The sequence below is a fragment of the Pediococcus argentinicus genome (assembly GCF_001437605.1).
GTDB classification, from domain to species: Bacteria; Bacillota; Bacilli; order Lactobacillales; family Lactobacillaceae; genus Pediococcus; species Pediococcus argentinicus.
In genome coordinates this window covers 1-13,588 of sequence record NZ_JQCQ01000039.1, presented here as the reverse complement: position 1 = coordinate 13,588, position 13,588 = coordinate 1, and the positions used below count along the sequence as shown (strand labels likewise).

At 37.2% G+C, this 13,588-nt stretch carries 14 protein-coding genes; 10 read left to right on the top strand and 4 right to left on the bottom strand.

All coding sequences use genetic code 11. From position 1 onward, the window contains the following. Positions 1 to 112: 112 nt before the first annotated feature. Positions 113 to 1,519 (bottom strand): 23S rRNA (uracil(1939)-C(5))-methyltransferase RlmD, encoded by a 1,407-nt coding sequence (gene rlmD, locus IV88_RS07965; protein WP_057800374.1) that lies wholly within the window; start codon positions 1,517 to 1,519, stop codon positions 113 to 115. Between the two features lie 28 nt (positions 1,520 to 1,547). Continuing rightward, positions 1,548 to 2,612 carry a serine hydrolase domain-containing protein gene (locus IV88_RS07960; RefSeq protein ID WP_057800373.1) on the bottom strand — a complete coding sequence of 355 codons (1,065 nt, stop codon included), beginning with the start codon at positions 2,610 to 2,612 and terminating at the stop codon, positions 1,548 to 1,550. Between the two features lie 179 nt (positions 2,613 to 2,791). Here IV88_RS07960 and IV88_RS07955 point away from each other — a divergent pair, with 179 nt between their 5' ends. After that, the gene (locus tag IV88_RS07955) at positions 2,792 to 4,000 is read left to right on the top strand and encodes a multidrug effflux MFS transporter (protein WP_236698616.1); all 1,209 of its coding nucleotides are present in this window, start codon (positions 2,792 to 2,794) and stop codon (positions 3,998 to 4,000) included. Positions 4,001 to 4,080: 80 nt separating this feature from the next. Beyond that, positions 4,081 to 4,593: a MerR family transcriptional regulator gene (locus IV88_RS07950; protein WP_057800372.1), complete on the top strand. Its 513-nt coding sequence runs from the start codon at positions 4,081 to 4,083 to the stop codon at positions 4,591 to 4,593. A gap of 206 nt (positions 4,594 to 4,799) precedes the next feature. On the opposite strand, the gene IV88_RS07945 is transcribed toward IV88_RS07950, so the two are convergent. Together IV88_RS07945 and IV88_RS07940 are read right to left on the bottom strand one after the other, a co-directional pair. Further along, positions 4,800 to 5,804 carry an aldose epimerase family protein gene (locus IV88_RS07945; RefSeq protein ID WP_057800371.1) on the bottom strand — a complete coding sequence of 335 codons (1,005 nt, stop codon included), beginning with the start codon at positions 5,802 to 5,804 and terminating at the stop codon, positions 4,800 to 4,802. An 881-nt stretch (positions 5,805 to 6,685) separates the two neighbouring features. Next, positions 6,686 to 7,873 (bottom strand): SAM-dependent methyltransferase, encoded by a 1,188-nt coding sequence (locus IV88_RS07940; RefSeq protein WP_057800370.1) that lies wholly within the window; start codon positions 7,871 to 7,873, stop codon positions 6,686 to 6,688. Positions 7,874 to 8,005: 132 nt separating this feature from the next. On the opposite strand from IV88_RS07940, the gene IV88_RS07935 reads away from it, so the two are divergent. The 8 genes from IV88_RS07935 (at position 8,006) to IV88_RS07900 (ending at position 13,493) form a co-directional block, all read left to right on the top strand. After that, positions 8,006 to 8,971, top strand: a complete 966-nt coding sequence (locus IV88_RS07935; RefSeq protein ID WP_057800369.1) for a hypothetical protein — start codon at positions 8,006 to 8,008, stop codon at positions 8,969 to 8,971. Positions 8,972 to 9,052: 81 nt separating this feature from the next. Continuing rightward, positions 9,053 to 9,742 (top strand): 2,3-diphosphoglycerate-dependent phosphoglycerate mutase, encoded by a 690-nt coding sequence (locus IV88_RS07930; protein ID WP_057800368.1) that lies wholly within the window; start codon positions 9,053 to 9,055, stop codon positions 9,740 to 9,742. A 530-nt stretch (positions 9,743 to 10,272) separates the two neighbouring features. After that, complete coding sequence (locus IV88_RS07925) at positions 10,273 to 10,548, top strand: Mor transcription activator family protein (protein ID WP_057800367.1); 276 nt, start codon at positions 10,273 to 10,275, stop codon at positions 10,546 to 10,548. A gap of 29 nt (positions 10,549 to 10,577) precedes the next feature. Next, positions 10,578 to 11,111, top strand: coding sequence for a DUF805 domain-containing protein (locus IV88_RS07920; RefSeq protein ID WP_057800366.1), 534 nt, complete (start codon positions 10,578 to 10,580; stop codon positions 11,109 to 11,111). Between the two features lie 11 nt (positions 11,112 to 11,122). Next, positions 11,123 to 11,536 carry a zinc ribbon domain-containing protein gene (locus IV88_RS07915; protein WP_057800365.1) on the top strand — a complete coding sequence of 138 codons (414 nt, stop codon included), beginning with the start codon at positions 11,123 to 11,125 and terminating at the stop codon, positions 11,534 to 11,536. Continuing rightward, the gene (locus tag IV88_RS07910; RefSeq protein WP_057800364.1) at positions 11,536 to 12,075 is read left to right on the top strand and encodes a DUF805 domain-containing protein; all 540 of its coding nucleotides are present in this window, start codon (positions 11,536 to 11,538) and stop codon (positions 12,073 to 12,075) included. Before IV88_RS07915 ends, IV88_RS07910 begins: the two co-directional genes overlap by 1 nt. 24 nt (positions 12,076 to 12,099) lie before the next feature. Continuing rightward, on the top strand, positions 12,100 to 12,762 hold the full coding sequence (locus tag IV88_RS07905; protein WP_057800363.1) for a zinc ribbon domain-containing protein: 663 nt from the start codon (positions 12,100 to 12,102) through the stop codon (positions 12,760 to 12,762). 2 nt (positions 12,763 to 12,764) lie between these two features. Continuing rightward, the gene (locus tag IV88_RS07900) at positions 12,765 to 13,493 is read left to right on the top strand and encodes a hypothetical protein (RefSeq protein ID WP_057800362.1); all 729 of its coding nucleotides are present in this window, start codon (positions 12,765 to 12,767) and stop codon (positions 13,491 to 13,493) included. The last annotated feature ends 95 nt before the right edge of the window (positions 13,494 to 13,588 follow it).

Sequence of the window (13,588 nt, the reverse complement as noted above, 5' to 3'; positions counted from 1 at the left end):
CGGCTTATTTGTAGTGGTTAATATTTATCGTAAGGTAAAGGCTATGCTTGACTAAACGTAGGAAATAGAGGTTGTGGGAAAACGATAGTTTTCTCAACCTCTATTTTTTAGGTTATTTAAGCGTTAATTTAACAACTGCTTCAACTCGAGCAGTTTGTGGGAACATATCAATTGATTGAATGTAGGCCACGTCGTACGACTTAGTTAGGCGAACTAGATCACGTGCTAGTGTTGATGGGTTACATGAAATGTAAACAAAGTGCTTTGGCTTAGTTTTAAGAATAGATGAAATTAAACGGTCATCCAAACCGACACGTGGTGGATCAACGACAAGTGAATCAGGTTTGAAGCCTTCTTTAGCCCAAAGTGGCATTAAACGTTCAGCACCACCATGCTCGTAATGAGCGTTGGTAATGCCGTTAGCTTTTGCATTGTCGTTAGCATCTTCGACAGATTCGGGGATGACATCCATTCCGCGAACTTCTTTAGCATGTTTAGCTAATGACAAACCGATTGTACCAACTCCAGAATATGCATCAATTAGATTGTCATTTTCAGAGAGTTCTAAGGCTTTTCGAGCTTCATCGTATAACTTTACCGTTTGCTTAGGATTAAGTTGGAAAAACGCACGTGCAGATAGTTTGAAAGTTAAACCATCTAATTTTTCAGTGATATATTCCTTACCATGCAATAGCCAAGTGTTGTCACCCCAAACCAATGAAGTCCGGCCAGGATTATGATTTTGCATAATTGAAACAATTTCAGGGAACTTCTCTAGTAAATCAGCGACAATATCTTCTTCGTGTGGAAGATCATATTCGTTAGTAACAAACACAACTTGAGCTTCGTTAGTTTCCATTGCGACACGGACAACCAATGTTTTAACTACACCTGTATCGCGTCGTTCGTCGTAAACAAAGACATTGTACTTTTCCAACAAGTCCACAACATAGCGAGTGATTGCTAATGTTAATGGGTGCTGAACGCTACATGTTTCGAGATCAACTAAATCATGACTGTTGGTTTTGTATAAACCAGCGGCAATTTTACCGTCAATCTTTCGAAATTGAAATTGAGACTTATTGCGGTATCCGGCTGGATCTTCCATGCCAATTGTTGGGCGAAGATCATATTGCTTGTAGCCTTCGGGACGGAATTTAGTCAGTGATTGTTTAATTACATCACGTTTGAATTCTAATTGAGCAGGGTATGCTAAATGTTCAAGTTCAAATCCACCAACTTCACCAGCGTAACTATCAACTGGTTCAACCCGGTCAGGAGAAGCTTGTTTAATCTTCACAACGACCCCATTCATATAACGAGGTTTAATCTCAGTAATCTTGGCAATTACCTTTTCACCGGGGAGTGCACCTTCGATGAAACAAATGGTACGTTCGAAGTAACCAATTCCTTCACCATTGATTCCCATACGCTTAATCTTAAGGGGAATCTCTTGTCCGACTTCTAAACGGCGTTTTTTAGGCGCTGCTTTTTTATTGTAACTAGGTTTCTTGTACATGTATTTTCCTCATTCTTTAAAATTGATTCTATAAGTTCCGCAAAATTTCGATTCCGGCTTGTTTAATCGTATCACCACGTGAACCGTTTTTGATAACGCTTGTTTGGTTTACAAATAAAATGATGCCCTTTTGATTATCACTAGACATTTGCATCCAATTACCAAAGTGATTATCAACTAGTGATCCGTAGACATTTTTAACATGATTTCGATTTCTAAAATAGAAACCACCAGCATATCCAGTGACTGATTTTGATTCTAAATGTGCTAAATACCCGTAATCAGCAGTATTTAAAATCTTACCATTTACCAGGCCAATTTGAAACTGGTAATAGTCTTCCGGAGTGGTGAACATGTTGCCTGCACCAACAATTGTTGAAACGAGACTATCTGATACTGCTGTTTCATTTTGATAATCGTTAGAGATAGCTTCATACGAGCGAGATTTGATAAAGTTATCTGGAACCGCGTGCCACATAAATGAATGTTTCAACTCAAGCGGTTCAATAATCCGCTTCTGCAAGTTATTGGCGTAAGAATCTCCAGTGATTTGTCTAATGATACCAGCTAATAGAATAAAGTTGTCATTATTATAGTTGAAAACTTTTGATTTTAAGCCAACCTTATTAATTCTAGTAATAGTAGCTGAGATGGCTGCATCTTCACTGAGTGTTGTTCCTAAGTCTACTTCATGGTCGGAATCCCTAATCCCGGAAGTTTGGGTTAGTAGATTTCCAAGCGAGATTGTTTCAGCTCCGATTAAATTAGGGAACCATGTTTCAATCGTTGTAAATTGACTGAGTGGTTGTCCTGAACCTTGAGACTCGTTTATCAGTTGAACCATCATGGCAGCCGTCATTGATTTTTGTAAAGACGCACTGGGATAAACTACCGCAGGATTATCATTCCTAATTTGATTAGTAAAGTCTGCTAGCCCAATACCAATCGATAAATTAATATTTCGATGCTGATCGACTAACACAACGCGTCCCTTTAAATGGTACTTTTTCATAGTGTCGCTAGTTTTATTAATTAACTCTTCCTCTGAAAGGTGCCGTTTAAATGGATTCCAACTTAATAAAGACCACACCATATGGATTCCTCCGAGTGGGTTTTGAATGTTTCTGATTTACCTATCAGTTTACAACAGAATTTTTGATAATAAAATGAACGAGCTTGAGATGAAAATGAGTGCTAACAAAATAACGATACTAGGATTTTAACTTAAGTTAAGTTACACTAGAATTTGTTAATTTTAAGGGGGCAACCGAATTGCAGCAACAACATATGTCAAAAGTAAAACAAATTTGGTTAATCGGATTCATGGGATTGGTCAGCGCAACAGGACCACTTTCAATGGATATGTATTTGCCAGGATTGCCTCAAATGCAACACTATTTTGGATCTTCGGCATCGATGCTTCAGCTAAGTATCACGTTCTGTTTAGTTGGACTAGCGGTAGGTCAATTATTTATTGGACCGCTGAGTGATCATATTGGACGTCGAATTCCATTGATGGTGGGATTTGCTTTGTATGGTTTAACTTCATTAGCCTGTGTCTTTGCGCCTAATATTTGGATTTTTATTTTACTCCGATTGATTCAGGGATTGGCCGGATCGACGGGACAGGTATTATCACGAGCAGTTGCCCGGGATATGTTTGAAGGCAAAGAACTAACTCGCTTTTATGCGATGTTGATGGCAGTTAACGGAGTATTTCCAATTATTTCGCCAATTATTGGTGGAATTCTGTTGCCATTTGTTCATTGGGAGGGGATTTTCATTCTCCTGTTTGTTATTGGAGTATTAACGGTGATTGGGATATTCTTCACGATTCCAGAAACATTGCCAACAGTAAGCCGTCGAGATGAACCAATTCTTAACAGTTTCAAATCAATGTTAAAAATGTTCAGTCATCGTCGATTTGTATTAATTGCACTCGTACAAGGATTGATTTTTGGAGCACTATTTAGTTACATTTCAGCTTCGTCATTTGTCTTTCAAAATTACTTCCACATGACAGTGGGACAATTCAGTTTCTTATATGCCATTAATGGATTGGGCATTATCTTAGGTAATAACTTACCGGGATATTTAACCGATTATATCAGTAACCAACGGATTTTAATGGGAGCATTAGTAGTTGGCCTCTTTGCTAGTGTACTCATGGTTGTCAGCTTGTTTGTGAATCCGATGGCCATTTTAGTTATTATTCCACTGTTCATTGTGATTTTCTGTGTGGGAATTGTGAATACTGTTGCAACTTCAATGGCAATGGGAATTGAAGGTCGTGAAAATGGTGGATCAGCTTCAGCAGTTCTTGGATTACTAATGAATATTATTGGGGCTTTAGCATCACCAATTGCCGGAGTAATGGGCGCTCATAGTTATGCTCCCATGGCAATTTTGATTTTTGGTTGTGAATTAAGTGGTTTATCACTATTTTATTTAGCAAACCGGGTTCGACGAGTAACTAACTGATACGTAAGGGTTTTGAACCAGGATTGTTCTTCAAATGTTACATCAATTGTAGTAAACTTAACTTTAAAGTAGGTGAAAAAATGGCAAAAGACATCAAAGCGGATGAATTTATTACCGGTTCAGACGTTGTCAGTAAAATAGAACGTATCGGAAGTTTAGCAACACTTGGTAATTGGGCAAAAGAAATGGAAAGAAATGGCCATGAATTTCAGCATGATGGTCGCGGTCGTCGAATCTATTCAGAAGACGACATGAAAATATTAGAAGAAATGAACCGCCTATTAGGCGAACGTCATACTTTAAAGCAAGCTGTTCAGGTTACTTTGGGTATGGATGATGGCGACGGGAAAGACCAAAAAGGTGATCAAAACAAACCTATGGTGCTCGACCACGCAATGCAAAAATTTATCGTTTCTCAAAATAAAGATATGGACGATTTGAAAAAGCTACTTACTAAAGTTGCTGAACAAAATCAGTCTTATCACGAAGAAAACCTACGTTTGGAAAAGAAGCTGGATGAGCTTGCTGAACAAAATAAGCAATTGCTTGAAGCTCCTAAAAAACAGGGTTGGTGGAAACGTCATTTTGGTTAAATACAAAAGGACTCATTTGAATGAGTCCTTTTTGTGTGGCTTAATAGTCGCCATTGGTGACTTTTTGTTTATCAATCACGCGACTGTTAAGGAACCAGTAATTATTCCAAGTTCAGAATCCAAGTGACTTTGTTATGTTTGGTATTAAAGCTACTAATAGGGCCTCCTAAATAGATACGGATCTATCTTAACGACAAAATAAATAATTAATTTAAGTAATAAACATTTTGATACATTATTGGCTTAGAAGGGGACAGGATCACATTTCCAAATCCGGAATGATGCATAGCATCTGGAAGCATTTGTGGTTCAATCGCTAGTCCGAGTTGAGAAGTCATTTTACGATTGCCATTAACAACAAAGTCGCCTTCAAATCCGGTTGATGAAAATACTACAAATGAGTTAGCGGATGTCTTAATTCGTAATTTACGTCCCGATTCAGGATCGAAAAGACTGAGTTGGGGATCATCAGATTTAGGATCAACTTTAAATGGTGTGTCTAAGCCACCATCAATTTCAGATAAGTGGCCACCCAAACTGACGGATGCATGAAAATCAAAAGGCGTGTTATCAACAGTTAAAAGATTTCCTGTTGGTACTTTATTTTCGTCTACTTCGGTAATATTATCAGAGTCAATTTTGAGTTCATGTTGTTCAATTGTTCGGGATGCATCTCCTGATAGATTAAAGTAGTTATGAGTTGTTGGATTAAATAGAGTTTGTTTTGAGGTATGCCCCATGTAAGTTATGGAGAATTGGTTCTGGTCGTTCAATCTAAAAATCACGTTCATAGTTAAATCGCCAGGATAGCCATTCTCGTTATCAGGACTGAAGTATTTTAATACTAGTCCGACTTCGTGTTCACGTGTAAATGAACTTACTTTAGTCCAGAGTGAGTAACTAATTGATGGATGATCTCCGCCGTGCATGCTATTTGGAGTGTTATTTTGATCAAGATTATAATCTCTCCAGGTGGCGTCTTTAATTCTGCCAGCTACTCGAGCGATGCTTGCCCCAAAGAAGTCATGATGCTTGAGATATTCTTGATGGTCCTTAAATCCTAAAACAATGTTAGCTACTTTGCCATATTTATCTGGAGTATTAATAGCAACTACCGTAGCTCCTAAAGTACTAATGGTTACCGAAATTTGGTTATCATTTGATAATGTATACCAGGTGGTTGGGTCAAAATGTTCAGATTCAATTTTCAAAATAAATGCCTCACAATCTATTGTATTTGTTAAATTGAGTCTAACATAATGAAAGCGATTTCAAAAGGTGCTATAAATACGCTGAAAGTATTGTAAGTATTTAAAATAAAGTGGCTATGTATCTATTGAACATAAAATGAGTTGATATTATAATGGCTATAGATTATGGAAAACATGTAACCACCAAACGCCAGACTAGTCGGAGCTAGTCTGGCGTTTTTTTACGTTTATTAAGTAAAAAGGGTGGGGTTGGAAGTTAGTTAGTCGCCTTTAATGTCGATTATGCTTATTCAACCAGTATAAGATAATCACCCGAACGATAAAATCAATTACATTGGTAATCAAAATGACGAGAACGGGTCCGATAATTATGGAAAACATAGTCTCCACCTTCCATCTGCCGTAAAATTCTACAGATGTAGGCGACTATATTTTAATTACGTGAAAGCCTTGAAAAAACTCTAAAATAAAGTCAGAGTATTAGCGTTGAATTGTTACTGTTTCCCCGTTATAATAAAGTTGTATTTGGGAGAGCATATAAACCACCAAACGCCAGACTAGGTGATGACTAGTCTGGCGTTTTTTTGACGTTTATTAAGTAAAACGGGTGGGGTTAAATGAGTCGCTTGTATTAATGCTGGTCATGATTGTGTAACCAATACAATATGATCATCCGAATCGTGATTTCAATGAAATGACTAATTAAAATCACTAAAACGGGCGCCCAAATTTGGGAAAACATCTATACCACCTCCCACCCGTCGTTGGTTTTTACGAATGGTAAGCGACCTATAAATTAAGTACGCAGATTTGTATATTTGGTTTTCAGACTATAAAAAAACGTCAACCGAGTTTTTACGATTGACGTTCAAAATTAAAATTTATTTTTGATTTTCTTTTTCATACATATATGCACGAGTCATTGGAAGAACACGACCGCTAGCACCCTTTGTTAGAAGGAATTGCATAACGTCAATGTTTCCAGATTCAAATGAAGCGGCACATGCTTGTAGATAGAGATCCCACATCCGAACGAAGCGTTCGTCAAACATTTCTGTGATTTCAGCACGATGTTTGTTGAAGTTTAAGTCCCAAATTTCGGTCGTCTTTTGATAGTGACGACGAAGTGGCTCTAAGTCATCAATTTGAAGACCACTTTCAATAATATGTTGAGTGTTTTCAATCAAACCAGGAACGTAGCCACCTGGGAAGATCCATTTGTTCAACCAACCATTGTTAGCTCCGCCTTGTTGACGAGTGATACCGTGGATTAAAGCCACACCATCGTTCTTAAGGTACTTAGCAACGTTGTTAAAGTAGATTCCTAAGTTTTCTTGGCCAACATGTTCGAACATCCCAACACTAGTGATGTAATCAAACTTTTCATCGCCAAGTTCACGGTAGTCTTCTAGACGAACTTCAGCGACACCACTTAAACCTTCGTCTTCGATTCGTTTGCTAACTAAGTTGTATTGTTCTTGACTAAGTGTGACACCAACAACTTTAAGATCAAATTCTTTAGCAGCAGTTAACATCAGAGTTCCCCAGCCACAACCGATATCAAGTAAAGTCTTGCCTGGTTTAGGATCCAATTTTTTAATGATATGACGTACTTTGTTCATTTGAGCAGTTTCAAGATCATCTTGATCTGTTTCAAAATATGCACATGAGTATGTCATGGTTGGATCTAACCATAAGCTGTAGAAATCATTTCCTAAATCATAGTGAGTTTGAATATCATCCAAACTCTCTTTTTCATCATGACTTTGTTTAGGTAAGAAGTGAATGAACTTCTTATTATGAAAGAAACTATCCGCATTTTCATATGCCGAAGTAATTAACTCCTGGATGCTACCTTCGATTTCAATCTTTCCATCCATATATCCTTCACCTAATGCAATGGAGGCATTTTTTGTGATATCGCGGATTGGAATTGCTTCTTTAAATGTAATGGTAACTTCTGGTTCACCATCACCATATACAGCACTACTTCCGTCCCAATAATTAACTTTTACGGGGATGTTGAAAGAGTGTTTTAAAAATGTTTTGTAGAATTGTTTTTCAAGCATATTACCCAGTTCCTTTCGTAAAGATACACGTAATGTTATACGCTGATTTAGCCCTTTTTTCAAATGCTTTAGCCTAAACCAGACATTTTCTCGTGTTATAATTACTTTAACTGATTTAAGGGGGTAAGACTTTTGAAAAAATGGATTTGGGCAATTGTTATTTTTCTAGTTGTCGGTGTTGTTGGCGGCTACTCATATTCACACTACCGTGAAGTTCGTAATCAATATAATCAAGATATTCTAAATGGCGAAGTAGCAGTCAAACAGAAGCATTATGCGGCAGCTCAAAACTATTTTTCAGACGCCTTAATTCGAGTTCAAAATGACAAAAAAGCACAGGACTTATTAGACCAAACGAAAAAATTTGTTCGAGCTGAAAGTGAATTGAACAGTCATCAATTTGCAATGGCAAAACAAAGTTATAAAGACGTTTTAAGTTACAAAAAGGGGTCGAGTGTTTTAGACAAGCGCGCTGATGACCGAATTAGTTTAGTTGATCAAGTTCAGAAAAACTTTAAACGATTTAGTAGTATGCTGCAAAAAGCACAGGAATACAACGCGGCACAAATGTTTATGGATTCCAACTCAGAGTTAGATTTATTGTTTAGTGAAACAGATTTCAAACAAAGCTACTATGAAACACTGCGTGATCAAGCTACTAAGTTACGCCAATCAAATAACATGGGACTCGTAAACACTGATAATACGTTGAAGCTGCCACGTAAGGATGATAGTTCAGCCGATACGAATACTAATCAGGCAAGCGATACTGAAAGCTCGAGCTCAGACAAGATGAATTCAACGAAGAGTAGCAGCAAGAAAGAATCTTCTAGCAGTGCTCAGAGTGATGCTAAATTAACTTCAAGTGAAAAAGCAGCAGCTAAAGCATATAAAGGTACAAACGAATTTACGCCGAAAGCTAATGAAAAAATTTCAAATGGGGATGCCGATACATTGCGGAGTCAGCTTGAAAAGAGTGGATTATCAAAGGTTCAAGTTGAGTCTATGAGTAATACAGATATCGCTCAAGTTCGCAACTACGCGGACAAGCATAAGGTGAGCTTGAAAGAGGCATTTAGCAAAGTCTTTCCTAGTTAATGAAATAAGGTTTGTACATCAGGGCTAATAATTGTAAAATAGCTATTGTAAATTAAAATAAGAAAGAGGTTTTCATACATTATGGCAAAATTAGTATTGATCCGTCATGGTCAAAGTCAATGGAACTTATCTAACCAATTTACTGGTTGGGTTGACGTAGACTTAAGTGATGAAGGTGTTAAACAAGCACAAAACGCTGGTAAGTTAATTAAGGAAGCTGGTCTTGAATTTGACTATGCTTACACATCAGTTTTAACTCGTGCTATCAAAACTTTGCACTATGCTCTTGAAGGTTCAGATCAACTCTGGATTCCTGAAACAAAGACATGGCGCTTAAACGAACGTCATTACGGTGCTTTACAAGGCCAAAACAAGGCTGAAGCAGCTAAAAAATGGGGCGATGACCAAGTTCATACATGGCGTCGTTCATACGATGTTCTTCCTCCATTGTTAGACGCTAATGATGAAGGTTCAGCAGCTAACGATCGTCGTTACGCTAACTTAGATCCAAAGATCATTCCTGGTGGTGAAAACCTTAAGGTTACTTTGGAACGTGTTATTCCTTTCTGGGAAGACGAAATCGCACCAAAGCTTCTTGATGGCAAGAACGTAATTATCGCTGCACATGGTAATTCATTACGTGCCCTAAGCAAATATATCGAAGACATTTCTGACGACGATATTATTAACCTTGAAATGGCAACTGGTGAACCAGTAGTCTACGACTTCAACGACAAGCTTGAAGTACAAGGTAAGACAAAGCTTAACTAATCAACGATTACATTAAGTGAAAAGAGCTCCAATCCTGATGGATTGGGGCTCTTTTTTTGGTTTCGGTCACTGATTGGTCACTAAAAAGTCGCTAAAAATAGTGGCACCACGTGGCACTGATTTGAAATTGGGGCACTATCGACCCTACTTGCACTCATAACAATTTACAAATATATATTATTTTATTGGTCTTATGTAAATAAGGCCTTTTTTTAATTGTCTTTTATTAAGGGAAAGTATAAGGAAAGTTCATTCATAAGTGTCATAGCTAGTACGTATTGTAGCGGGTAAACTAAAGCTTGGAGGTGTACCTTATTGNCACCACGTGGCACTGATTTGAAATTGGGGCACTATCGACCCTACTTGCACTCATAACAATTTACAAATATATATTATTTTATTGGTCTTATGTAAATAAGGCCTTTTTTTAATTGTCTTTTATTAAGGGAAAGTATAAGGAAAGTTCATTCATAAGTGTCATAGCTAGTACGTATTGTAGCGGGTAAACTAAAGCTTGGAGGTGTACCTTATTGAACAATAAAAAAGAAGAATCAACTTCTACAATTTCAGTGGAAGCACTTAATTATTTTTACAAGGGGCTACACGAATTGATCGGAGAGCAGGCAATGCTCAAAGTATATGAAGAGTATCACGGTACCCAATTGACGCTTCCATCACATATGTATGAACGCAACGCAGCTGCAAAGCTAGTTAGAAAGGAGTATGACGGCACTAATTCAGTTGAACTATCACATAAATACGGTTATTCGCAAAAATGGGTAATGCGACAAATTAGAAATATTTAGGATATTAATATGAAAGAAGGAAATTTATTATGGAGAAATTTTGTGTAAATTGTGGTCAAAAAATGGCAGCAGATGTAATGTTCTGCCCTAACTGTGGAGCTAAGCAACCGGAACAAACTAGTACCACTAATGAGTCTAACAATCAACAAGCCAACCAACAGAGTACAAGTTTTAGTAATGCTACTAGTCAAATGACAGATGGTGACACTATTAACACTGTTGGATTCATGCCGAATATTAAGTATGCTTATGCGTATTTATTTGATTTTGGAACAAAAACTAAAGAGCAAAATAAAGGCGCCTTCTGGTGGGATATTCTTGGTTTGACTATATTGGGAGTTGCCTTTAGTTTGATATACACAATATTGCTGATGATTTCAGTGGGATTAGCAGGATTCTTCTATTTTGTATATGTTATTTTTCAAGCAACTTGTATGATTGCGCCTACAATGCGTAGATTGAATTATCTAGGTAAAGATAAAAACTTGGCATGGTTACATTTTGTACCACTAGTTAACCTATATATCTTCTATTTAATGTTAATCGATAAAAACCAGGCGTAGGAGGATATTAAATGAATTCAGAATATAAAGAATGTCCTAACTGTAAAGCTGAAAATGCTGTTGAAGCTAAGTTCTGTGTTAAATGTGGAACTAGTTTGGAAGACGTTGAACCAAAAGTAAGAATGTTGAATGGACGTGCATTACAAGTACATTCGACGGTTAATGAGGATATTAGATTCTTGATTACCTCAGGTAGCCTGCCAGAAGGATACCAACAAAGTATGACAATCATGGCTGAAAGTATTCAAACTGATGGAACAACAGCGAACGCTTGGGATTCAGCAATGGACTCATTACGTAATGTTTTTAATGCAAATAAGCTAGACGGAATTGTTAATATGCGAATAGTAACGACTACTAGACTAGTTAACGGACAGTCGGTACCAGCTATTACAGTATATGGTGATGGAGTGGTGATTGCTTAATGAATAACGGTAAGTACTGTGTTAACTGCGGTAAGGAGATATCCCTAAGCACCTCCTTCTGCCCATATTGTGGTGCGAGTCAACCAGCAAATAGTAGCGTCACACCAAATAATCAAGTAACTAATTATCAAGGCTACGTTGCCCCTGGTGTCATTAACTCAACTAAGAAACTATTTCGTGACACTTTTAAATTCAGTGGAAGAATGAGTCGAGCTGATTATTGGTGGGCAACCTTGGGATTCGCAATATTAGTAACTATAGTAACGGTTATTGGATTCTTCTTACTAGCCTTGAACTATGAAATATTTGAGGATGAAACACTATTAGGCTTTGGAATGATAATGTTTTATGCAGTTATTATTGTTATTGGTTTTCCTGGTATATCAGCATGTGTTAGAAGATTGCATGATGCTAACCATTCGGGGTTAATGTATTTTATATCGTGGATACCACTGGTCGGTGGATTAATTCTATTGATTTTTATGTGTACAGAAGGTACCAAAGGTCCTAATTTATATGGTCCAGATACATATTTATAAAAAACAATTGTGAGGTAGTTAATTATGAAGAATTGTAGCAATTGCGGTAAGAGTATCCCCGCAGATTCAAAGTTTTGTATCTATTGTGGTGCAGAACAAAAAATGGTTGAGAGCGATAACAAAAGTGATGAACAACCAACAGTAACAGTTCAACCACAACAAACGGTTCAACAGCCACAACAACAGACAACGTCTGATAATATGGTTACAGCTACTGCAACGACAAATAAACCTAAGAATTTAACAGCTATTATCATTGCAATTGTTGTAGTGGCCGTTGTGCTAATTGGTGGTCTGGGCGTATTTGGCTATCAAAATTACAAACGCAATCATCAAACACAGCAACAGGTTGCTGATCTGGGTTACACTAAAGCTACTAAAGTATTTGGTAAGAATATTGAAGTTTACTATAACAAATCAGTTAATCGTTTTGATATCATTGGTAAAGATGGTTCAGCTTTAGATACTGACGTTAGAGCCGCCATTGGTGATGAAGAACCATACTCTACTATTTATAAGTATAAAGATAAATTGAAAGAATTTAATGAGTCGTTAAAAAGTAAAATGCCAGATAAGTCTAAAGACGATTTTGAAACAACGATTGTAAATCCAGTTGATCATACCAGAGCAATTTATACGGTACGTGATGGTAACTTAGTTTATAACTTTGAGAGAGATGGATTCTAAATATGAAAGTCTTGAAATGGGTTCTTGGAATACTAGTTGGATTAGCAGTTGTTGTGGGTGTTTTCTTTGTTGGAATGAACGCCCAAGGTATTTATGATAAGTTTACTGGGCATGAGAAAGTTGAACATACTGAACATACGAGTGCTTCTAAAGGTTACTCAAGAACTAAAGGCAGAGATAGTAAATCATCTAGTAGTTCTTCCAAATCTTCCAGCTCTGAAGCTGCAACTGGTAATCCTCCGTATAAAGAAAACAGTGTTACTAGTTTAGACCAAGCAAAAACCTTGCTAGCTAAAAAGCTAAAGGTCGGTATTGGTGACATACATGCGATTGATTTAGATAAAGAACCATTAACCTTAGATAGTGGTGGTAAATTCTTTACCTTTTTCAAAGGCCCAGCAGAACCATTTTTTGTTAAAACCGATGGTGAAGTACTTGATGGTACCTCTAATGATGCAAAAGTTTATATGGATGCTTATAAATCATCTGGAAGCAAAGAAGCATCAGATCAAGAAAGTAGTAGTGAGCCATCCAATGATGACCAAGGAACTGTACGAAAAATTAAAGACGAATTGGTGTCAGAAATGAAATGTGACTCTGATGAGGTTGATTCAATACCTGATAGTGCGATAACAGCAGCTCATGATAAAGTCGGTGACGACATTATGGCTTTGTATGGTACGTTATACGACCAGTACCCTGATATTGGTGGATTTCAGAGTGATAACTAGTTCGAAGTAAATTCATAGTTAAAGCATTGCTCAATTGAGTGATGCTTTTTTATTATGTCTTTAGACCGAGTTGAGTGCGCGAAAGCGTGCGAAAC